Below are 20,179 nucleotides of genomic sequence, written 5' to 3'. Positions count from 1 at the left end.
GAGGACGAGCGGGTCACCGTCGAACTGATCAACGACGGCGTGCACCTGCACCCCTCCGTCCTCGACCTCGCCTACGGCACCGCCGGCGCCAACCGGGTCGCCCTGATCACCGACGCGATGGGCGCCGCCGGCATGGGCGACGGCCTCTACCCGCTCGGCCCCCTCCAGGTCCAGGTCGAGGACGGCGTGGCCCGGCTGGTCGAGGGCGGCGCGATCGCCGGCTCCACCCTCACCCTGGACGTGGCGTTCAAGCGCTCGGTCACCGTCAACGGGCTGAGCCTGAACCAGACCGTCGAGTCGCTGTCCGCCACCCCGGCCCGGCTGCTCGGCCTGAGCGACTCGATCGGCTCGCTGGAGACCGGCAAGCTCGCCGACCTGGTCGTGGTCGACTCCGAGAGCTACGACCTGGTCGCTGTGATGCGCCGCGGCCGCTGGGTGCTCGGCGGCGAGACGTTCCGGCCCGTGAAGGCCGACTGAGCGACGCCCGGAACGCGACGGCCGCCCGTCCCCCTCGGGGGCGGGCGGCCGCGTCGCGTCCGCGGTGGCGTCAGCCGCTCGGCTCGATGGTGATCTGGTCGATCAGGATCGGCCCGGAGGGCACCGTGAAGGTCACCGAGTTCGGCCCGGCCTGGAACTGCGGGAGTATCCAGGTGGAGAACCAGGCGGCGGTCTGGTCCTTGGGGGGCGCCCCGTAGATCTTGTAGGTCACCCCGCTCGGCCAGTCCTTGCCGTTCACCGCGGCCCCGCCCTTGATGTCGGCGCCCGAGTAGTTGTAGTGCACGCTCAGCTTGTACGTCCCGGCCGTGGCGACCTCGCCGGTCCAGGTCACCGAACCGCCCGGCTGGAGCGTCAGGTAGCTGCCGTCGGCGGACTTGGCGCCCTTGACGCTGTTGCCGGACGGCGCGTTCTGCGCCTGGAGCTGGCCCGCGTCCACGCTCGTCGGCCCGGAGATGGCGGTGGCGCTCGACGTGGGGCCGGCGCTCGCGTTCGTGGCCGTCGGCGCCGGGCTGTTGGGGGCCGGCGGGGCGGTGGTCGCGGTGCCGCCCTTGGCGTTCTTGGTGTCGTCCGGGTCCCCGGTGGAGAGCGCTATGCCGGCGCCGATCGCTATCGCCGCGACCACGGCGACCGCGCCGATCACCGCGCCCTTGCTCCGGCCGCTGCTGCGCGGCTCCTCCCCCGGCTGCGGCCGGGAGTGCTCCGCGTAGCGGGTCTGCTGGGTGGGCGCGGCACCGTACTCGGGCTGCTGCGGCGATCCGGGCTGGCCGCCGTACGGGGCCTGCGGCTGACCGCCCTGGTACCCCTGCGGCGGCATGCCCTGCTGGCCGTACGGCTGCTGCTGCTGTTGCTGCGCCCGCTGCGGATAGCCGTACTGCGCGCGCCCGACCTCCATCGGGCGGTTGTACGACGTGCGCGGGACCCCCTGCTGCGGCTCGGCCGGCTGCCCGGTGGAACCGTCGGCCGGGCGGTAGAGGTAGCCGAACGGGTCGTCGTCCTGCGGGGCACCGCCCCCCTGGCCCTCGGGCACTCCGTTGCTGCCGGCGGTCGTCACGGTGGTCTGCTCCCCCATCCGGTGCGCCGCCAGCTGCGGGCGGCGCAGATCATGGACGCTGTCGTACCGGGAACCCTACCTGTCGTATGTGACGGCGGGAAAAGACCCCTTGACAACTCACGGGTAACCCGGGCCGACCTGGGCGGACCCGAGCCCGCACCGGCCGTCCGCCGGTTCAGCCCGCGCGCCGGTGCGAGCGCTCGCCGCGCGCTCCGCGCACCGCCCCGCCCCGGGCCCGCTTCTCGTCGTACATCCGCTCGTCGGCGGTGTGCAGCACCTCCTCGATGCTCATCCCGCAGCCGGCCCAGCCGACCCCGAGGCTCACCCCCACCCGCATCGCCCGTCCGTCGATCCGCATCGGCGGGATGATGGCGCCCCGCAGCCGGTGGGCGAGGTCCTTGGCCTCCTCGCGGCCGATCCCGTCGGCCAGCACCACGAACTCGTCACCGCCGAGCCGGGCCACCGTGTCACCGTCCCGGACGGCCTGGCTCAGCCGCCGGGCGACCTCGACCAGCACCGCGTCGCCCGCGTTGTGGCCGAACCGGTCGTTGATCGACTTGAAGCCGTCCAGGTCGCAGAAGAGCACCGCGAGCCCCTTGTCCACCGCCGCCGCGCCCCCAGAGCGGAACGGCGCCGACCAGGCTTCGCCGCCCGGCCCGTACTCGGCCGGGACCACCGCGTGGACGTGCTCCCCGTAGCCCGGGCCGAGCCCGCTCGGCAGGCCCTCGGGCAGTCCGTAGCCGTGCACCGGCCCGGCGTACGGGTCCGCGCCCTCCAGCCGCTCGTGCGCCGTGTGCGCGCTGTAGGAGTCGGCCGGGTAGCCGTAGGGCTGCGGGTAGGCCGCCTCGACCTGGCCGGCCGCGGCGCCGACCGGCCGCGGCTGTGCGCAGAGCCGGCGGGCCAGCCGGGTCTTGAGCTCGGCGCCGTTCGGCAGCCCGGTGAGCGCGTCGTGGCTGGCCCGGTGGGCGAGCTGGAACTCGTGCCGCTTGCGCTCCTCGATGTCCTCGACGTGGGTGAGCAGGAAGCTCGGGCCCTCGGCCGCGTCCGCGACGATCGAGTTGCGCAGGCAGACCCACTGGTAGCCACCGTCCCGCCGGGACAGCCGCAGCTCCGCGCGGCCGCTCTCGGCGCTGGTGCGCTCCAGCAGTGCCCGGTCCTCGGGGTGCACCAGGTCGGCGAAGCTCTGCTGCCGCAGCACCGCCCGGGGCCGGCCGAGCAGCCGGCAGAGCGCGTCGTTGACCCTGGTCAGCTGGCCGCGCCCGACGCCGTGCAGCTCGGTGATCGCCATCCCGCTGGGCGCGTACTCGAAGGCCTGGCGGAAGCTCTCCTCGCTGGCCCGCAGCGCCTGCTGCTCCTTCTCCAGGCGGGCCAGCGCGCGTTGCATCTCGGCCCGCAGCCGGGCGTTGCCGATCGCGATGGAGGCCTGCAGGGAGAACATCTCCAGCGCCTCGCGGGTCCACGCCCCGGGCCGCTTGCCGCTGCGCGGGCGGTCCACCGAGAGGACGCCGAGGAGGTCGCCGCCGGCGCTGTACATCGGGGCGAGCAGCCCGTCGGCGGGGTGCCAGTCGTTGGCGTACACCGGCAGCGGGCTGTCCCCGATCCAGCGCGGGATGTCGCTGGCGACGGCCCAGCCGCGGTCGTACGGCAGGAAGCGCAGGGTGCCCCAGTGGTCGCTGACGCCGAGCAGCCGGTCCCAGGACTCCCGGGAACCGACCTGGCCGAGCAGCACGGAGGGGCCGCCCATCGGGCTCTCCTCCAGCTCCCAGACGGCCGCCACCACGAGGTCGCCGTCCGGCCGGACCAGGCTGACGGCGGCGGCGTCGAAGCCGAGCCCGTGCACCGCGCCTTCGACAACGGCCTGGAGCGTGCCAGCGAGGCTGCGGGCAGCGTTGAGGTCCGCCACGACCCGGTGCAAGGTGCGGAGGGTCGCGAGACGGACGTACGGCTCCGACTCGGCTTCCATGCGGGGGCTCCCCGGCTGCTTCGGATAGTTCTTGATTGGTTATCGTCCGATTGCCAGAAGAACTGAATCACAGGGAGCACAGCGCTCGGCACGCTCGGTCAGCAATAGGCCATCACTTGTGACTTAAATCACACGACACTAATGCGCCCTTAATCAGTTCATCTGTCCCATAGCGGGACATAAAGCGCTATCGGCACATTTCTCGTGGTCGACCGCATGGGCCCCGGACTGAAGCCGACTGGGCCCGCCGGTCCGGCCGCTTCACTCCTGAGGGTGAGTTCGGCCACCGGGCGCAACCCTTCGGCCGGAGCGCCGGTCCTACGACCAAGGCCCGATGCCGTTCCTCCCGGGTGACGACTACCGTGCGGTACGTGTACCCGTCCCCGCAGCCCGAAGCTGCCCCCCACGCCACGCCCGACGAGTTCCGGGCTGCCCTCTCCCAGCTCGCCGCCGGCGTGAGCCTGGTGACCGTCCACGACCCGGAGGACGGCGAGGACGTCGGCATGACCGCCACGTCCTTCCTCTCGGTGTCGCTGGAGCCGCCACTGGTACTGATCTCGGTCCGCGAGGACTCCCGGATGGACGAGGTGCTCTCCCGGACGGACACCTGGGCGGTCTCGGTGCTGACCGAGGGACAGAAGACGCTCGGCTCCCGGTTCGCCATGAAGGGCCGGCTCAGCGACCGGCTGCTGTTCGCGGACACCCCGCACCGGCGCGGCCCGCGCACCGGAGCCCCGCTGATCGACGGCGCGCTGGCCACCGTCGAGTGCCGCACCGAGCAGCGGATACCCGCCGGCGACCACACCCTGCTGCTCGGCCGCGTCCTGGAGGCCGTGGTCCCCGACCCGGCCGGCCGCCCGCTGCTCTACTTCCGCGGCGGCTACCGCACCCTCGGCTGAACCGCCCGCCGGCTACTCGCCGCCGCGCGGCGCCCGGCGGCCCTGCTTCAGTTCGGAGCGGAGCCGCTTGTTGGTCAGCCGCCGCTCGACCATTCCCCGGCTCGGCCTGGTCGCCCGCCGGGCCTTCGGCGGCGGCGCGCACGCCTCGCTCAGCAGCGCCGACAGCCGGGCCGCGGCCGCCTCCCGGTTGCGCCACTGCGAGCGGAACTCCGAGGCCTGGACCACCAGCACCCGGCCGTCCACCAGCCGACCGGCCAGCCGCTCCAGCGCACGCTCGCGCCACACCTCGGGCAGCGCCGCGGTCGACGCCAGGTCGAAGCGCAGCTCGGCCTTGGAGTCGGAGGTGTTGACGTGCTGGCCGCCGGGGCCGGAGGAACGCGAGAAGCGCCAGACGAGCTCGGCGTCGGGGACGACCACCGACCCCCGTACGCGGATGGGCTCGGACATGCGTCCATCATCCCGCGCCCGGCCCGCCCGGTCACCCGGTTATCGGTACGCCCCCGCGCCCGCGCACCCGGTTACCCCGATCCGCCCCGAGCCCCGACAATGGCCTACGTGATCGAGCTCGGCTACTCCCTCTCCAACCGTTTCCCCGACCCCCCGCAGACGGACTACCGCACCGCGTCCGTGCACGCCCTGCGCTACGACCTGTTCTGCGGCGACGTCTACCTGGACGGCGAGGGCTCGGACCTGTCCACCGCCTGGGGCTGGGTTCCGGTGCTGGACTTCGCCTGGGCACTGTGCGACGTCGCCGAGCTCCTGGACCGCGACCCGGACGGCGGCCGGGCCGCCCGGGTGCAGACCGCCGACCTCGACTTCACCCAGAACACCGAGCTGCTGCGCTTCGCCCGCCGCTTCAACTGGGTCGAGGTCACCGCCACCTGGCTGCCGGACGAGCCGCCGGTGGTGGTCCGCCACGGCGAACTGCGGCGCGAGGCCCGGGACTTCCTCCAGGACACCCTGGCCGACCTCTTCGACATGCACCCCGGCCTGGCCGACAATCCGAACATCTGGACTCTGCAGGGCCGGTTCCGGCGGATCTGACACCGGCTTTGCCCGGGCTTTGCCCTCCGATTGGCGCCCGCGAAGAATTCACGCTTCCTGCGGAACCAAGCCGCCGGAGTATTGCGTTGTCCCGGGAAATAGCGCACGAAGCGAACGAAGGGACTGCAATCGTCATGCCAGTGAGCCTCTCCAAGGGTGGCAACGTCTCGCTGACCAAGGAGGCCCCCGGCCTGTCCGCGGTCACCGTCGGCCTGGGTTGGGACGTCCGCACCACGACCGGCGCCGAGTTCGACCTCGACGCCAGCGCGATCGTCCTGAACGCGGACGGCAAGGTGCTGTCCAACGCCCACTTCGTGTTCTTCAACAACACCAGCACGCCGGACAACACCGTCGTGCACACCGGTGACAACCGCACCGGTGAGGGCGCGGGCGACGACGAGGCGCTCAACATCAGCCTGTCCGGCCTGCCGGCCGAGGCCGTCAAGATCACCTTCCCGGTCACCATCTACGACGGCGTCGCCCGCGGCCAGAACTTCGGCCAGGTCCGCAACGCCTACATCCGCGTGGTGAACGCGGCCGGCGGCGCCGAGATCGCCCGCTACGACCTCTCCGAGGACGCCGCCACCGAGACCGCGATGATCTTCGGCGAGCTCTACCGCAACGGCGCGGAGTGGAAGTTCCGCGCCGTCGGCCAGGGCTACGCCTCCGGCCTGGCCGGCATCGCCCAGGACTTCGGCGTGCAGATCTGACGCACCCGCGGTTCTCGTTTTCCGGGGCCCGGTCGCCTCAGCGCGAGGCGCGCAGCTCCGGCAGCTCGATCAGCTCGGTCTCGTCCTCCGGCGTCAGGTCCACCACGGTCGGCTCGCCCTGTCCGGGCCGCTCGGCCGGCTCCGCCGCCCGGGCCTCGGCCTCGGCCTTCGCGGCCACCGCCTCGTCGCCCACCACGTCCGCCAGGTCGGCGCGCTCCCCCAGCTCGGCGACGCTGCCCACCGCCGGCGCCGGGGCCGCCGGGCGCGCCGGAACGGCCGAGCCGCGGCCGAAGAAGCTGAAGCCCTGCCCGCGCGCCTGCCCGGACTGCGCCGGCCGCGGCCGCTGCCGCTCCCCCGCCGCGGGCGCCGCGGCGGGCACGGCCGGAGTCCCGCCGAGCTGACCGACCGTCGCGGTCAGCGCCGGACGCACCGGCTCCGAACGCACCGGCTCGGGGCGCATCGGCTCGGGACGCACCGGCTCGGGACGCACCGGCGACTGGGCGACCGGAGCCTGCCCCGGAGTGGGCACCGAGGGCGCCACCGGAGCCGGCACGGCCACCGGTGCGGCCACCGCGACCGCCGGAACCGCCGGGGCGGCCGTGCCGACCACCGGCTCCGCCGCACGCGCCCGCAGGGCGACCTCCGCACCCGCCGTACGCGCCCGCTGCGCCTCCTGCTCCGCCGCGCGGCGCTCCAGGTGCCGCAGCACCGACGCCGCCCGCACATACGCGGCCGGGCTGGCCGGGTGCTTCGGACGGCTCGCGGCGAGCGCCCGCTGGGCCGCCTCGGCCTCCTTGAGCGCCTGCTCGGCGACGTTCACGGCCCGCTCGCGCAGCAGCCGGGCGATCTCGGTCTCGGCCTTCGCCAGCCGCGACTTCTCCGCCGTCAGCCGCCGCCCGAACCGGGTGGCCCGCTCCTCGGCGACCTCCGCCGCGTACTCGGCCTCGGCCAACTGCTCCTCGAACCGCTCCTCGGCGCGCATCCGCTGGGCCGCGGACATCTCGACGGCCGCCCGGGCCGCCTTGTCCCGCTGGCGCAGCAGCAGCGCGAAGCCGAGCGTCGCGATCACCGCCGCGACGCCCACCGAGCGCACCAGGATGGTGTCCTGACTGAAAAGCAGAGCGGCCAGTGCGGCGACCAGCAGTACGCCGGTGGCGGTGGGGGGGAAGGCCCGGCCGAGGACGGAGGAATGACGGTGGCGTCCGCGAGACATGTCCAAGAAACTAGCGTGCGAATTGGGGCCGTGTCAGCCCAGGGTCCCCTTCCGCCCTTGACAGGGTCCGGTTCTTACCGCACGTGCCCGGATTCTCACCCAAGATCACGAGGAAGGGGCTGCTCAGCGACGCCTCAGCGGTGCGAGGCCGCCTGACCGCCCGGGTCGTCGTGGTTCTCCGGCAACTTGCACACGTGCTGGATCCAGAGCGCCGCCGCTATCACCGCGGCCCCCGCCAGCACCGCGAGCCCGGCCGTCACGGCCTGATCCTTGCGGGCCGACACGTCCAGCTCGCCCAGCAGGTAGATCCCGGCCCCCGCGTAGACACCGGTGACCACCGCCGAGACCAGCGCGCTGGCCTGCCCCAGCACCACCGCCCGGGCCGCCAGCAGCGGGTCGACCCCCTTCGCCCCGGGCTGCCGCTCGCGCACCGCCTTCAGCCGGGCCCGCAGCGACAGCGCGGTCGCCAGCAGGATCACCGCCACCGCCGCCAGCACCACCGGCGCCGCGGCGGGCACGGCCGGCAGCGTGTCCACGGAGGCCCACAGCTTGGAGCCGGCCCAGGACAGCGCCGTCGTGGCAGCGGTGATGCCGATCAGCAGGCGGAGGCGAAGCAGCTTCACTCGGAGGAGGTCCTTCCCGGGTACCAGAACCGGCCGCCCGCCCGGTGGCCCGGCGCGGCGACGCCAAGCCACCGTACCGGGCCCGGCCGGGCGGACACCCGCGCGAACGACGGACACCTACTCGTACGGCCGGGCCCCCGGTCGAGTTCCCCGGGCGACGGCCGGGCCGTCGGCCCGGCTGTCGGCCCTCCGAGCCCGGCCCCGGACCTACTCCGGCAGCGTCAGCCGGATGTCCTCGCGGCGCTTCACGCCCTGCGCGTCCGGGCCGCCCAGCGCGGTCAGCAGCGCGTCCACCCGCCCGTGCCCGGGCACCTCGGCCTCCGGCTGGGCGTCCAGCCAGGGAGCGAGCACGAAGGCCCGCTCGTGCGAGCGCGGGTGCGGCAGCAGCAGCTGCGGGTCGTCGCTCAGCACGCCCTCGTAGGCCAGGATGTCGACGTCCAGGGTGCGCGGGCCCCAGTGGACGGTCCGCACCCGCCCGAAGGCGTCCTCGATGGCGTTGCCGCGCTCCAGCAGGTCCCGCGGGGGCAGCGAGGTGCGCAGCACCACGACCGCGTTGTAGTAGTTCGGCTGCTCCTCCGGCCCGCCGACGGCCTCCGTCTCGTACACCGCGGAGACGGCCTTGATGCTCAGCCCGGGGGTGTCGGCGAGCGCGTCGACGGCGCCCTGGAGGGTGTCCAGCCGGTTGCCCAGGTTGCTGCCGAGCGCGACGACCGCGCAGCGCTGGCTGTGCAGCGTGGTGTCGACGGAGTCCACCCGGTCCTCCAGGTCGAACGCGTTCGGCGCAGCGGTCCGGTCACTGGTGCTCATCGGAAAACGTCCTCTACATCGGATACCGGGCGCGTGGTGGGGGTCATGCGCGGCCCCGGTGGATGGTCACGGTCACGTCGTCGAACGGCACGGTGATCGGGGCGTCCGGCTTGTGCACGGTGACCTCGACCTCCTCGACCGCTTCGTGCTTGAGGCACTGGTCGGCGATGCGCTGGGCCAGCGTCTCGATCAGGTCGACCGGCTCCCCGGAGATGATCGCGGTGACCTCCTCCGCCACCAGCCCGTAGTGCGCGGTGCGGGTGAGGTCGTCTCCGGCCGCGGCGGGGCGGGTGTCCAGGTACAGCACCAGGTCGACCACGAAGGTCTGCCCCTCGACGCGCTCACGCTCGAAGACGCCGTGGTGGCCCCGGGCTCGCAGCCCCCGCAGGGTGACGCGGTCCAGCAAACGAATCACTGCTCCCAGTCGGACGGGCCCCACCCGGCGAAAAGCACGGACGGGCAGGGCGAAGGCGGGCAGCACGCCCGCCACTCCGTTTCGAATCTACCCGCGAGCACGGACAACGCCTGACCGTCCTACCCGGCACGAACCGACGCCACGCGCACCGATATGGCGATTGACGTGAACGTTCGGTGACCACTCGGAAATTTCCGGCGACTTTTCGGCACGGCATTTCCGCGGCCGCCGGAATCAGCTCTCCTCGTCGTCGTCCCCGCTGGTCAGAACGGGTGAACCGTGATGCGACCAGAGCTTCCACCCGGCCGGGGTACGGCGGAACAGATTCGTCGACACGACCTTTCCGCCGACCAGTGGTCCGAGCTCCCCCTCCTCCTCCGACTCGCCGCCGGACAGGATGTTCTCGGTGCACGTGACAAGGGCCACATCACCGTGCACCTCGGCCTCGACATCGGTCAGGAAGAACTGGATGTACTCCGTGTTCATCATGATCAGCATGTACGACCTGGTCACCTGCGCCCGGCCGCGGAGCACCGGCCAGCCCGGGTGCACGCACACCACGCCGCCCTTGTCGTCGGCGTCGGCGGCACCCAGCCAGGCCTCCTCGACCGCTTCCAGATCCCCCCGTTCCAGCGCCTCGTAGAGCCCCCTGTTCGCCGCGAGCACGGCCTCCAGGTCCGCCTCGCGCGCCCGCCCGGCCGTGCCGCCGCTCAACCTGCCGTCACCTGTCACAGACCCTCCCTCACCCCAACCGCGCCGCGTGCTGCCAGGCCGCGACCACCCGGACGGCGTCCGCCGTGCCGGACACGTCGTGCACCCGCACCGCCCAGGCTCCGGCCCGGGCGGACAGCACCGACACCGCGGCCGTCGCGTCGTCGCGCTCCCGGGCCGGGCGCAGTTCCCCGGTTGCCGGGTCGGCGAGCAGCGTACCCAGGAACCGCTTGCGCGAAGCCGCCACGAGCACGGGACGGCCGAGCGCGGTGAGCGCGTCCAGCCGGCCGAGCAGCGCCCAGTTGTGCTCGGCGGTCTTGGCGAAGCCGAGCCCCGGGTCGAGGATCAGCTGGTCCTCCTTGACCCCGGCCGCCAGCAGCGCGTCCACCCGGTCGGTCAGCTCGGCGACCACGTCCCGCACCACGTCGTCGTAGACCGCCGTCGCGTACATGTCGGCGGACTGCCCGCGCCAGTGCATCACCACGAAGGGCGCGCCGGTCTCGGCGACCACCCGGGCCATCGCCGGGTCGGCGAGGCCGCCGGAGACGTCGTTGACGATCGCGGCGCCGACCTCGACGGCGCGCTCGGCGACCGTGGCGCGCATGGTGTCCACGGAGACCATCACCCCGGCGTCGGAGAGCTCGCGGACCACCGGGAGCACCCGGCGCAGCTCCTCCTCCTCGGACACCCGCTGCGAGCCCGGCCGGGTGGACTCGCCGCCGACGTCCACCAGGTCCGCGCCGCGGGCCCGCAGCGCGAGGCCGTGCGCGATCGCCTTGGCGGGGTCGTGCCACATCCCGCCGTCCGAGAAGGAGTCGGGCGTGACGTTGACCACGCCCATCACGGCGCAGCGCTCCAGCCGCGGCAGACCGGCCGGCAGGGAGAAGGACGGCGAATCGTTCATGCTTCCCATTATCGAACGGGGCCCCCGCCGAGGATGCTCGGCGGGGGCCCCGTTCCGTGTCGGCGGCCGGCCCCGGAGGGCGGTGACGGGCCTCAGGCGGCCTCGGTGACCTCGCGGGTCGACGGGACCGGCATCAGCCCCTCGCGCTGGCGCCGGCGGCCGAAGCGCGGCATGCCGAGCGTGATGAAGGCCTCCGCCTGCATCGCGGCGAAGCCGATCCGCGGCAGGTCCCGGGTGCTCGGGAAGACCAGGAAGCGCGGCTCCCACTCGGGCTGGAACTTGGCGTTGAACTTGTACAGCGACTCGATCTGGAACCAGCGCGACAGGAAGACCAGCAGCCCGCGCCAGGCGCGCAGCACCGGGCCGGCGCCGATCCGCTCGCCGCGGGCGAGCGCCGAGCGGAACATCGCGAAGTTGAGCGACACCCGGCGCACGCCCATCTCGGGCACCGCCTGCAGCGCGGCGACGATCAGCAGCTCGTTCAGGCCCGGGTCGGCGGCGCGGTCGCGGCGCATCAGCTCCAGCGAGATGCCGTCCGGCCCCCAGGGCACGAAGTGCAGCACGGCCTTCAGGTCGTCGCCCTCCTCGCCCTCCTCCGGGGCCTTGTGGGCGGTGACCACCACGCAGTCGTCGTCCAGCGGGTCGCCGAAGCGGCCCAGGGCCATCGAGAAGCCGCGCTCGGTGTCGGTGCCGCGCCAGCGGGCGGCGGCGTCGGCGATCCGGTACTTCTCCTCCGCGGTGAGCTCGGAGACCCGGCGCACCCGGCAGGAGTAGCCGTTGCGCTCGATCCGCTTGACCATCTGGCGCACGTTGCGCATGGCCCGGCCGGAGAGCGAGAAGGAGGCGGTGTCCACGATCGCCTCGTCGCCCAGCTCCAGCGCGTCCAGGCCCGCCTCGCGGGTCCAGACCTCGCCGCCGACCTCGCTGCACCCCATCACGGCCGGCACCCAGGCGTGCTCGCGGGCCTCGGCCATGAACACCTTGATCGCGCCGGGCCAGGCCTCGACATCGCCGACCGGGTCGCCGGAGGCCAGCATCACGCCGGAGACCACCCGGTAGGAGATCGCGGCCTTGCCGGTGGGCGAGAACAGCACGCTCTTGTCGCGGCGCAGCGCGAAGTAGCCGAGCGAGTCCCGCTCGCCGTGCCGCCCGAGCAGCTCGCGGACCTTCTCCTCGTCCTCCGCGGTCAGCTCGGGCTTCGGCTTGCCCGGGCGCAGCGCCAGGTAGGCGGTGGTGAAGGCGGTCAGCAGGCCGAGCCCGCCGAGCAGGTAGGCGACCAGGTCGGACATCCGGACGTTGTTGTACCGGACGGGGCCCTCGAAACCGAACAGCCCGTACCCGACGTGCTGCAGGCGCTCGGTCAAGCCGGGGTGGCCGATCTCGTACTTGGTCCGGGTGCTCACGATCAGCAGGCCGAGCAGCACGCTGAGGACGCCCATGACGACCAGGTTGACCAGCGCCCGCCAGCGGGTGCGCGGGTCGGCCTTGGCGTAGAACTCGCGCTGGTGGACCAGCATCACGACGAGGAGCACCAGCGAGACGACCGCCGGGCCGATCTGGTGCCAGCGCACGATGTGCAGTCCGGCGCTGACCGGCAGCAGCACGCAGACCGCCCGCCAGGCCCGCCGCTTGCGGCGGCGCAGCGCGTGCGCCAGCGGCACCAGCAGGATGCCGACCATCAGCGCGCCGACCGCCGCCAGGCTGGTGGTGCCGCCCGGCAGCTGCCCCGCGAAGGTGTGCACCTTGGTGTGCCGGAGCTTGGGGAACACCGCGCTGGCGATGTCCACGAGCCCGATCAGCAGACAGGCGTAGCCGACCGCCCCGGGGAGCCAGGCCCTCGGGACGGCGGACGCCTGGTTGCGCAGCGTCTGCAGGCCGCGGCGACGGCGCGGCGGCTGCTCGGGGCTCGGCTCAACGGACACGGGAACGCTCATGGAAGCTCAGCGTAGAGGCTGCGGTGCGGTGTCCTGTCACTCCGGGGGAGGACGCGTGATGGACCTTCATGCCTATTCCTTCATCAGGCAATGCGCATACCAAGGACCCGGAAACGATCGGTAAACCGGGTCCGTGGTCGCGCTGCGGGTTGAGCCGGCGGTGGGAGCCGGGGGCCCGCCGCAGCGTGGCGCGACAGGACCCTCCGGGACGCGTTACGTACGGTGGACGCCGCATTCTAGGGCGCCGGTTGCCTGCGGTTCCCCCCGCCCTTCCCAGCCCGCCCGGCGTCCGGACGGCCTAGCCGCGGTGGCCCGGCCTGATGGACCGCCAGACCATGAAGCCTGCACCGCCCGTGTCCCACCGGAAGGCCGACGGCATGGAACTGACCAGCGACGCGCTGGTGAACTCGCTGCTCGCACTCGGCGTCGCGGCAGTCGTCGCGACCCTGTGGGTCTGGCCGCGGCTGGCGCCCCAGCGGCCGCTGCCGGTGCTCGGCCGGATCGGACTGCTGACGGTAGTTCAGGCCTCGGTCCTGGCCGTGCTCGCGCTGTCGGTGAACAACTCCTTCGGGTTCTACACCTCCTGGGACGACCTGCTCAGTCCGGGCGGCGCCAAGCTCGCGCTGACCGGCAGCGCGAACCACAAGGGCGGCACCCCGGTCTCCGACGCGCTGGTCCAGCCCACCACCGAGGGCGGCCTGGAGACCATCACCAACCTGCCGAAGGGCCCACCCGAGGAGGTCGGCAGGATCGAGTCGGTCCGGGTCAGCGGCAAGGAGACCGGCTTCTCCGACCAGATGTTCGTCTACCTGCCGCCCGCGTACTTCGACCAGAAGCTCGCCCTGGTCCGCTTCCCCGTCCTGCTGGCCATCGCCGGCTACCCGGGCACCACGCTGAACCTGCTGCACGAGCTCCCGTTCGCCCAGACCGCGATCGACCTGCAGCGCTCCGGCAGGATGCCGCCGACCGTCCTGGTGATGGCCCGCCCGGCCGTCGTCCCGTCCCGGGACACCGAGTGCGTGGACGTCCCCGGCGGGCCGCGCACCGAGACCTGGTTCGTCAAGGACGTGCCCGAGGCCATCCGCAGCAGCTACCGGGTCGGCCGCACCGCCGGCTCCTGGGGCACCCTCGGCTACTCCACCGGCGGCAGCTGCGCGCTGCGCCTGGCGATGCGCTTCCCGAACGTCTACGGCAACGCGGCGAGCCTGCACGGCGACTTCACCGTGCGCCAGGACAACTACACCGGCGGGGACCTCTTCAACGGCGACAAGGCGCTGACCCAGCAGCACGACCTCGGCTGGCGGCTGCAGAACCTGCCCGTCCCGGCGCTCAACCTGCTGGCGGTCTCCACCCGCACCGAGGGCGACTACCCCCAGACCGTCCAGTTCGTCGACCAGGCCACCCGGGCCGCGGCGGCCAACCCGCAGTTCACGATCGACTCGCTCTACCTGGACGACGGCGGGCACAACTTCGACAGCTGGACCAGGGAGCTCCCGGCCACCCTCGAATGGCTGGGCTCGCACCTGGGCTAGGCCCGGCCAGGAGCCGGCCAGGCCCCCGCCAGGCCCCGGCTGGGACAGGTGAGTGATTACCCGCCGGTCGGCCCGGACGGCCGGCGGCCCGGGGGGAACGTATCGCGACCGCCCGTCGGCCACCGCCGGGCACCGCCCCGGACCCGCGCAGGAGGCACCGTGCTGAGCACCCGCTCGCTCTTCGACGAGATCTACCGGAACGACCAGGCGTACCAGCTGTTCTGCAGCATCGCGGCCGACGGCGAGGACCAGGGCGGCTGGGAGAACGAGCGGATCACCGCGCTCACCCGGGACCCGGTCCTCGCCCCGAAGGTGGCCCGGCACGGTGCCGACGAGCGCAAGCACGGCCGGATCTTCACCCAGCTGCTGCACAAGCGCGGCCTGCCCAAGGTGCCGGTGCCGGACGAGGCCGACTACTGCATGCTGCTGGAGCGCCAGGGCGTCGGCCTCGCGCACGAGCGGCTGAACAGCGACGTCCCGCTGACCGACCGCGAGATCATCACCTACCTCGTGCACAGCCGGGTCACCGAACAGCGCGCCGCCGAGCAGATGCGCCGGCTGGTGAAGGTGTACCAGGACAACCCCGACCTCGGCCGGGCGATGCGGATGATCTCCGCCGACGAGGACAACCACCTCGCCTACTGCCACGAGGAGCTGCTGCGACTGGTCTCCGAGGGCCACGGCCCGTACATCCGGCACGCCCTGGAGACCAGCGCCCGCGGCGAGATCCGCACCCACCGGGACGTCGGCCTCGCCGTCACCTCCCGGATGGCCCGGATCCTGCGCTGGCCGCGCTGGCAGCTCGCCCTGATCACCCTCGGGGTGCGGGCGCTCTACCTGTACGACCGCGCCTACGGCTGGCGCCGGATGGTCGCGCTGCGGATGCCGGAGCGCCGCAACGCGCTGGGCACCCCGGCCCCGCCGCACGCCGAGCACGAGATGCTCTGAGCACCGCCCGGCCGGTGCCCCTAGGGCGTGTCTGACAATTCGCGTCGGATCAGGGCGCGGCGTTGGGGTGCGTGCATCGCAAGGCGGAGGAGGGAGCCACTGCGGAGCATTGGCGACCGACGACAACGCGGCGAGGTGCGTGCCCCGGCGTCGTGGACCTGGCGAGAATTGTCAGACACGCCCTAGCGGCCGATGATGAGGCTCATCGCCTCGGCCCGGGTGGCCGGGTCGCGCAGCTGGCCGCGCACGCAGGAGGTGATGGTCTTGGCGCCGGGCTTGCGGATGCCGCGCATCGACATGCACATGTGCTCGCACTCGACCACGACGATCGCCCCGCGCGGCTCCAGGATCCGCATCAGCGCGTCGGCCACCTGGCTGGTCAGCCGCTCCTGCACCTGCGGCCGGCGGGCGTAGACGTCGACCAGCCGGGCGAGCTTGGACAGCCCGGTGATCTTGCCGCTGGTGGACGGGATGTACCCGACGTGGGCCACGCCGCGGAACGGCACCAGGTGGTGCTCGCAGACCGAGGTCAGCTCGATGTCCTTGACCAGCACCATCTCGTCGTGGCCGAGGTCGAAGGTGGTGGTGAGGACGTCCTCGGGCTCCTGCCACAGGCCCGCGAATATCTCCTTGTAGGCCCGCGCGACCCGGGCCGGGGTCTCCCGCAGGCCCTCGCGGTCCGGGTCCTCCCCGACGGCGAGCAGCAGCTCGCGGATGGCGTCCTCGGCCCGCTTCTGGTCGAAGGTACCGACGGCGGGCGGACCGTCGAACGTCACCGGGTCGATCATGCGGGCCTCGCTTATGTATCGGAAGACTCTGGCTGAACAGCACGGATGCCGCGCCTCCAGGGTACAAACCCTGGTGACGCGGCATCCATTCCCTGCGGAGCGGGGGTCAGCCCTCGGTCGGCGGCTCGGCCGTCGGCAGCGGCGGGAGCTTCACGACGTCCACCGGAGCGCTCTCGACGGAGGCGGCGCCGTTGGTGAGCGCCAGCTCCTTCGGGGACTGCACCGGCGGCCGGGTGGACGGCGTGCGACGGGACGAACCCGTCCAGGCCGGCCGGGCCGGGCGCTTGACGATCGGGGCGAAGACCTCGGCGATCTGCTCCTTGTTCAGGGTCTCCTTCTCCAGGAGCTCCAGGACCAGGTTGTCGAGCACGTCGCGGTTCTCGACCAGGATCTCCCAGGCCTCGTTGTGCGCCGTGTCGATGAGCTTCTTGACCTCCTCGTCGACCAGCCCGGCGACCTCTTCCGAGTAGTCGCGCTGGTGGCCCATCTCACGGCCCAGGAACGGCTCCGAGTTGTCGTTGCCGAACTTGATCGCACCCAGGCGCTCGGTCATGCCGTACTGGGTGACCATGGCCCGGGCCGTCGCGGTGGCCTTCTCGATGTCGTTCGAGGCGCCCGTGGTCGGGTCGTGGAAGACCAGCTCCTCCGCCGCGCGACCGCCCATCATGTAGGCGAGCTGGTCGAGCATCTCGTTGCGGGTGGTGGAGTACTTGTCCTCCTCCGGCAGCACCATGGTGTAGCCGAGGGCCCGGCCGCGGGACAGGATGGTGATCTTGTGCACCGGGTCGCTGTACTGGCAGGCCGCCGCGACCAGGGCGTGGCCGCCCTCGTGGTACGCGGTGATCTTCTTCTCCTTGTCGGACATGATCCGCGTGCGCTTCTGCGGACCGGCCACGACGCGGTCGATCGCCTCGTCCAGGATGCCGTTGTCGATCAGCTTCTTGTCCGAACGGGCGGTCAGCAGCGCCGCCTCGTTGAGGACGTTCGACAGGTCGGCACCGGTGAAGCCGGGGGTGCGCTTGGCGACGGCCGACAGGTCGACGTCGGGCGCGATCGGCTTGCCCTTCTGGTGCACCTTGAGGATGTCCAGCCGGCCCTGGAGGTCGGGGCGCTCCACCGCGATCTGGCGGTCGAAGCGGCCCGGGCGCAGCAGCGCCGGGTCCAGGATGTCGGGGCGGTTGGTCGCGGCGATCAGGATCACGCCGCCCTTGACGTCGAAGCCGTCCATCTCGACCAGCAGCTGGTTGAGGGTCTGCTCGCGCTCGTCGTGGCCGCCGCCGAGGCCCGCGCCGCGGTGCCGGCCGACGGCGTCGATCTCGTCGACGAAGACGATCGCCGGGGCGTTCGCCTTGGCCTGCTCGAAGAGGTCGCGGACGCGGCTGGCGCCGACGCCGACGAACATCTCGACGAAGTCCGAACCGGAGATGGAGTAGAACGGCACCCCGGCCTCGCCCGCGACGGCGCGCGCCAGCAGGGTCTTGCCGGTACCGGGCGGGCCGTAGAGCAGCACGCCCTTGGGGATCTTGGCGCCGACGGCCTGGAACTTGGCCGGCTCCTGGAGGAACTCCTTGATCTCGTGGAGCTCCTCGACCGCCTCGTCCGCGCCGGCGACGTCGGCGAAGGTGGTCTTCGGGGTGTCCTTGGTGAGCAGCTTGGCCTTGGACTTGCCGAACTGCATGACCCGGGAGCCGCCGCCCTGCATCTGGTTCATCAGGAACAGGAAGACCAGGACGATGATCACGATCGGGAGCATCGACAGCAGCAGGCTGACGAAGGTGCTCTGCTTCTCGGGGCTGATCGTGTAGCCCTCGGCGAGCGTGCTCTGGTCCTTGTCGTTGACCTGCGCCTGCAGCTTGTCGGCGATGGCGACGCCCTGGTCGCCGATGTACGAGGCCTGGAACTTGGTGCCGGACGGGGCCTTGCCCGTACCGGAGCTGGGCAGTGCGGCGCCGTCCTTCAGCTGGATCTTGATCGTGTTCGAGTCACCGGTGGTGATCTGCGCCGACTTGACGTTGTGCGCGTCGATCGCCGCGACGACCTGACCGGTGTCCACCGTCTTGTAGCCGTTCGAGTCCGAAACGACCTGCATCAGTACGATGACGGCGAGGACGGCCAGCACGATCCACATGATCGGCGCACGGAAGTATCGCTTGACGTCCATCCATGCGGGGCGTTGCCGCCCCGTCCCTCCTGCCACTCAACGGCGCCGAGGACTGTTGACCGCGGCGCGTCCGAATTGATGCTCATGTGAAGAGCGGTTTATTGGACCGTACCGCAGTCCGACCCACCCATGGCGGGAGCACGGCGACACGGCTTTGGTTCTCTGTCTCCCGGGTGCAACGGGCGGGAACGGCCCACTGTTCCCGCCCGTCGCCCGAACGGGGACCTCAGCCGCCGTAGACGTGCGGCGCGAGGGTGCCGATGAAGGGGAGGTTGCGCAGCTTCTCCGCGTAGTCCAGGCCGTAGCCGACCACGAACTCGTTGGGGATGTCGAAACCGACGTACTTCACGTCGATCTCGACCTTGGCCGCGTCCGGCTTGCGGAGCAGGGTGCAGACCTCCAGCGAAGCCGGACCGCGCGAACCCAGGTTGCCCAGCAGCCAGGACAGCGTCAGACCGGAGTCGATGATGTCCTCGACGATCAGGACGTCACGGCCGGCGATGTCGGTGTCCAGGTCCTTCAGGATCCGCACCACACCGGAGGACTTGGTGCCCATGCCGTACGAGGAGACGGCCATCCAGTCCATGGTGACCTGCGAGTGCAGGGTCCGGGCCAGGTCGGCCATGACCATCACGGCCCCCTTGAGGACGCCGACGATCAGCAGGTCCTTCCCTGCGTAGTCCCGGTCGATGCGCTCGGCCAGCTCAAGGAGCTTGGCGTCGATCTCGTCCTTGCTGATGAGCACCTTCGCGAGGTCAGCGCCCATGTCGTTCTGGTCCACCGGGGATACGTCCTCAAACGTTCGGGGTCTGTGTGGCCGGCGGTCGGCTCCCCCGGGGCATGCCTCGCCCGTCAGTCGCCCTGCCGCCGAAAGACCAGCGTGCCACACCTGCGGGTGGCCTCGACTCCCCCGGGTAGGTGCAGCGGGCCCTGTCCGCGCCATCCGGTGACCAGCAGGTCGATCGTCTCCAGGTGCCGGGCGAACAGGTCCCCGGCCGGACAGCCCGCCCGCAGCGCGGCCCGGCGCAGCACCCGGCGGCGCACCGCGGGCGGCAGTTCGGCCAGTTTCACGGCGTCCAGGGCGCCGTCGCCCGTACGGAGGTCGCGTTCGGCCAAAGAGGCCCACTGGTCGAGGGCGTCGGCGTCGTCGCGGAACAGCCGGGCGGTCCGGGCCAGCGCCTCGACCACGCCACCGCCCAGGTGCTTCTCCAGGACCGGCAGCACCTCGTGGCGGACCCTTGAGCGGGTGTAGGCGGGATCACAGTTGTGCGGGTCGTCCCAGACCGGGATCGACTGGGCGGCGCAGGCCTGCCGGGTGGCGGCCCGGTCCAGCTCCAGCAGCGGGCGGCGGTAGCGGCCCTTGTGGGCGGGCATCCCGGCCAGCGAACGGGCGCCGGAGCCGCGGGCCAGGCCCAGCAGCACGGTCTCGGCCTGGTCGTCCCGGGTGTGGCCGAGCAGCACCGCGATCGCTCCGTGGCGGTCGGCGGCCGCGTCCAGGGCGGCGTAGCGGGCGTCCCGGGCGGCGGCCTCCGGGCCCCCGGCGCGGCCGACCCGCACCGGGACGGCCTCCACCGGGTCGAGGCCGAGCGTGCGCAGCCGGTCGGCCACCTGGGCGGCGCGCTCGGCGGAGCCGGCCTGGAGGCCGTGGTCGACGGTGACGGCGCCGACCCGCAGGCCGATCTTGGGGGCCTCGAAGGCGGCGGCGATGGCCAGCGCCATCGAGTCCGCGCCGCCGCTGACCGCGACCAGGATCAGCGGTGAACCGGGCGCGGCCGGGGTGCGGGGCAGCCCGGAGGGGTGGCGCGCGGCGTTGCCGATCAGGGTGGTGCCGACCGCGGCGCCCACCAGCGGCGCCCCGGCCGGGCGCTCGCGGGGCTCGCGCACGGGCGCGGTGAAGGTGGTACCGGCCTCGGCGGCGAGGTCGGTGAGCGTACGGCGAACGGCCAGGCGTATCGCGGCGACAGCGGGGTGAGGGCCC

20 protein-coding genes are annotated in these 20,179 nt (G+C 72.5%); 6 read left to right on the top strand and 14 right to left on the bottom strand.

The window, feature by feature from the left end; translation table 11 throughout:
- Positions 1–477 (top strand): amidohydrolase family protein (locus ACFVUY_RS42445; RefSeq protein WP_387695556.1); only part of this gene is annotated, 477 nt, incomplete at its 5' end.
- Between the two features lie 70 nt (positions 478–547).
- On the opposite strand, the gene ACFVUY_RS42440 is transcribed toward ACFVUY_RS42445, so the two are convergent.
- Complete coding sequence (locus tag ACFVUY_RS42440; protein WP_387737282.1) at positions 548–1,549, bottom strand: hypothetical protein; 1,002 nt, start codon at positions 1,547–1,549, stop codon at positions 548–550.
- Positions 1,550–1,724: 175 nt separating this feature from the next.
- Complete coding sequence (locus tag ACFVUY_RS42435) at positions 1,725–3,512, bottom strand: diguanylate cyclase domain-containing protein (RefSeq protein WP_387695558.1); 1,788 nt, start codon at positions 3,510–3,512, stop codon at positions 1,725–1,727.
- Between the two features lie 362 nt (positions 3,513–3,874).
- On the opposite strand from ACFVUY_RS42435, the gene ACFVUY_RS42430 reads away from it, so the two are divergent.
- Positions 3,875–4,411 carry a flavin reductase family protein gene (locus tag ACFVUY_RS42430; RefSeq protein WP_387695577.1) on the top strand — a complete coding sequence of 179 codons (537 nt, stop codon included), beginning with the start codon at positions 3,875–3,877 and terminating at the stop codon, positions 4,409–4,411.
- A 12-nt stretch (positions 4,412–4,423) separates the two neighbouring features.
- Here ACFVUY_RS42430 and arfB read toward each other — a convergent pair whose 3' ends face one another.
- Positions 4,424–4,858, bottom strand: coding sequence for an alternative ribosome rescue aminoacyl-tRNA hydrolase ArfB (gene arfB / locus ACFVUY_RS42425; protein ID WP_387695559.1), 435 nt, complete (start codon positions 4,856–4,858; stop codon positions 4,424–4,426).
- Positions 4,859–4,957: 99 nt separating this feature from the next.
- Between arfB and ACFVUY_RS42420 the strand changes: the two genes are divergently transcribed.
- Positions 4,958–5,455, top strand: a complete 498-nt coding sequence (locus ACFVUY_RS42420) for a hypothetical protein (RefSeq protein ID WP_380554233.1) — start codon at positions 4,958–4,960, stop codon at positions 5,453–5,455.
- Between the two features lie 134 nt (positions 5,456–5,589).
- The gene (locus tag ACFVUY_RS42415; protein WP_359909342.1) at positions 5,590–6,165 is read left to right on the top strand and encodes a TerD family protein; all 576 of its coding nucleotides are present in this window, start codon (positions 5,590–5,592) and stop codon (positions 6,163–6,165) included.
- A gap of 37 nt (positions 6,166–6,202) precedes the next feature.
- On the opposite strand, the gene ACFVUY_RS42410 is transcribed toward ACFVUY_RS42415, so the two are convergent.
- The 7 genes from ACFVUY_RS42410 to ACFVUY_RS42380 form a co-directional block, all read right to left on the bottom strand.
- Entirely contained in the window at positions 6,203–7,378 is a 1,176-nt protein-coding gene (locus ACFVUY_RS42410) for a hypothetical protein (protein WP_387737281.1), read from the bottom strand.
- Positions 7,379–7,512: 134 nt separating this feature from the next.
- Positions 7,513–8,001: a DUF3180 domain-containing protein gene (locus ACFVUY_RS42405; RefSeq protein ID WP_360353700.1), complete on the bottom strand. Its 489-nt coding sequence runs from the start codon at positions 7,999–8,001 to the stop codon at positions 7,513–7,515.
- A 207-nt stretch (positions 8,002–8,208) separates the two neighbouring features.
- Entirely contained in the window at positions 8,209–8,808 is a 600-nt protein-coding gene (folK, locus tag ACFVUY_RS42400) for a 2-amino-4-hydroxy-6-hydroxymethyldihydropteridine diphosphokinase (protein ID WP_387695561.1), read from the bottom strand.
- A 43-nt stretch (positions 8,809–8,851) separates the two neighbouring features.
- The gene (folB, locus tag ACFVUY_RS42395; RefSeq protein ID WP_359909425.1) at positions 8,852–9,211 is read right to left on the bottom strand and encodes a dihydroneopterin aldolase; all 360 of its coding nucleotides are present in this window, start codon (positions 9,209–9,211) and stop codon (positions 8,852–8,854) included.
- A gap of 246 nt (positions 9,212–9,457) precedes the next feature.
- Positions 9,458–9,937 carry a nuclear transport factor 2 family protein gene (locus ACFVUY_RS42390; protein ID WP_359909353.1) on the bottom strand — a complete coding sequence of 160 codons (480 nt, stop codon included), beginning with the start codon at positions 9,935–9,937 and terminating at the stop codon, positions 9,458–9,460.
- 28 nt (positions 9,938–9,965) lie between these two features.
- The gene (gene folP, locus ACFVUY_RS42385) at positions 9,966–10,847 is read right to left on the bottom strand and encodes a dihydropteroate synthase (protein ID WP_387737280.1); all 882 of its coding nucleotides are present in this window, start codon (positions 10,845–10,847) and stop codon (positions 9,966–9,968) included.
- 83 nt (positions 10,848–10,930) lie between these two features.
- Positions 10,931–12,772 carry a phosphatidylglycerol lysyltransferase domain-containing protein gene (locus ACFVUY_RS42380; RefSeq protein ID WP_387695563.1) on the bottom strand — a complete coding sequence of 614 codons (1,842 nt, stop codon included), beginning with the start codon at positions 12,770–12,772 and terminating at the stop codon, positions 10,931–10,933.
- 353 nt (positions 12,773–13,125) lie between these two features.
- On the opposite strand from ACFVUY_RS42380, the gene ACFVUY_RS42375 reads away from it, so the two are divergent.
- Together ACFVUY_RS42375 and ACFVUY_RS42370 are read left to right on the top strand one after the other, a co-directional pair.
- Complete coding sequence (locus ACFVUY_RS42375; RefSeq protein ID WP_380552229.1) at positions 13,126–14,304, top strand: alpha/beta hydrolase; 1,179 nt, start codon at positions 13,126–13,128, stop codon at positions 14,302–14,304.
- 159 nt (positions 14,305–14,463) lie between these two features.
- Entirely contained in the window at positions 14,464–15,252 is a 789-nt protein-coding gene (locus ACFVUY_RS42370) for a ferritin-like domain-containing protein (protein ID WP_387737279.1), read from the top strand.
- Positions 15,253–15,434: 182 nt separating this feature from the next.
- Here the strand turns inward: ACFVUY_RS42370 and folE are convergent, their stop codons facing one another.
- From folE to tilS, 4 genes are all read right to left on the bottom strand, one after another.
- Positions 15,435–16,040, bottom strand: coding sequence for a GTP cyclohydrolase I FolE (gene folE, locus ACFVUY_RS42365; protein WP_359909368.1), 606 nt, complete (start codon positions 16,038–16,040; stop codon positions 15,435–15,437).
- A gap of 106 nt (positions 16,041–16,146) precedes the next feature.
- Positions 16,147–18,201 carry an ATP-dependent zinc metalloprotease FtsH gene (gene ftsH, locus ACFVUY_RS42360; RefSeq protein WP_387695566.1) on the bottom strand — a complete coding sequence of 685 codons (2,055 nt, stop codon included), beginning with the start codon at positions 18,199–18,201 and terminating at the stop codon, positions 16,147–16,149.
- Between the two features lie 226 nt (positions 18,202–18,427).
- Positions 18,428–18,982, bottom strand: a complete 555-nt coding sequence (gene hpt / locus ACFVUY_RS42355; RefSeq protein WP_280685463.1) for a hypoxanthine phosphoribosyltransferase — start codon at positions 18,980–18,982, stop codon at positions 18,428–18,430.
- A 71-nt stretch (positions 18,983–19,053) separates the two neighbouring features.
- Positions 19,054–20,179 (bottom strand): tRNA lysidine(34) synthetase TilS (tilS, locus tag ACFVUY_RS42350; protein ID WP_387737278.1); only part of this gene is annotated, 1,126 nt, incomplete at its 5' end.

It is taken from the genome of Kitasatospora sp. NPDC058063 (assembly GCF_042885395.1).
GTDB lineage: Bacteria > Actinomycetota > Actinomycetes > Streptomycetales > Streptomycetaceae > Kitasatospora > Kitasatospora lactacystinica.
Note: the sequence above shows the minus strand (reverse complement) of the source record. Positions and strands in the feature narration are given on the sequence as shown.

Coding starts and splice junctions, on each gene's coding strand:
- ACFVUY_RS42435 (WP_387695558.1), bottom strand. CDS start 3,512: ATGGAAGCCGAGTCGGAGCCGTACGTCCGTCTCGCGACCCTCCGCACC.
- ACFVUY_RS42410 (WP_387737281.1), bottom strand. CDS start 7,378: ATGTCTCGCGGACGCCACCGTCATTCCTCCGTCCTCGGCCGGGCCTTC.
- arfB (WP_387695559.1), bottom strand. CDS start 4,858: ATGTCCGAGCCCATCCGCGTACGGGGGTCGGTGGTCGTCCCCGACGCC.
- ACFVUY_RS42415 (WP_359909342.1), top strand. CDS start 5,590: ATGCCAGTGAGCCTCTCCAAGGGTGGCAACGTCTCGCTGACCAAGGAG.
- ftsH (WP_387695566.1), bottom strand. CDS start 18,201: ATGGACGTCAAGCGATACTTCCGTGCGCCGATCATGTGGATCGTGCTG.
- folP (WP_387737280.1), bottom strand. CDS start 10,847: ATGGGAAGCATGAACGATTCGCCGTCCTTCTCCCTGCCGGCCGGTCTG.
- ACFVUY_RS42380 (WP_387695563.1), bottom strand. CDS start 12,772: ATGAGCGTTCCCGTGTCCGTTGAGCCGAGCCCCGAGCAGCCGCCGCGC.
- ACFVUY_RS42420 (WP_380554233.1), top strand. CDS start 4,958: ATGGCCTACGTGATCGAGCTCGGCTACTCCCTCTCCAACCGTTTCCCC.
- folE (WP_359909368.1), bottom strand. CDS start 16,040: ATGATCGACCCGGTGACGTTCGACGGTCCGCCCGCCGTCGGTACCTTC.
- folK (WP_387695561.1), bottom strand. CDS start 8,808: ATGAGCACCAGTGACCGGACCGCTGCGCCGAACGCGTTCGACCTGGAG.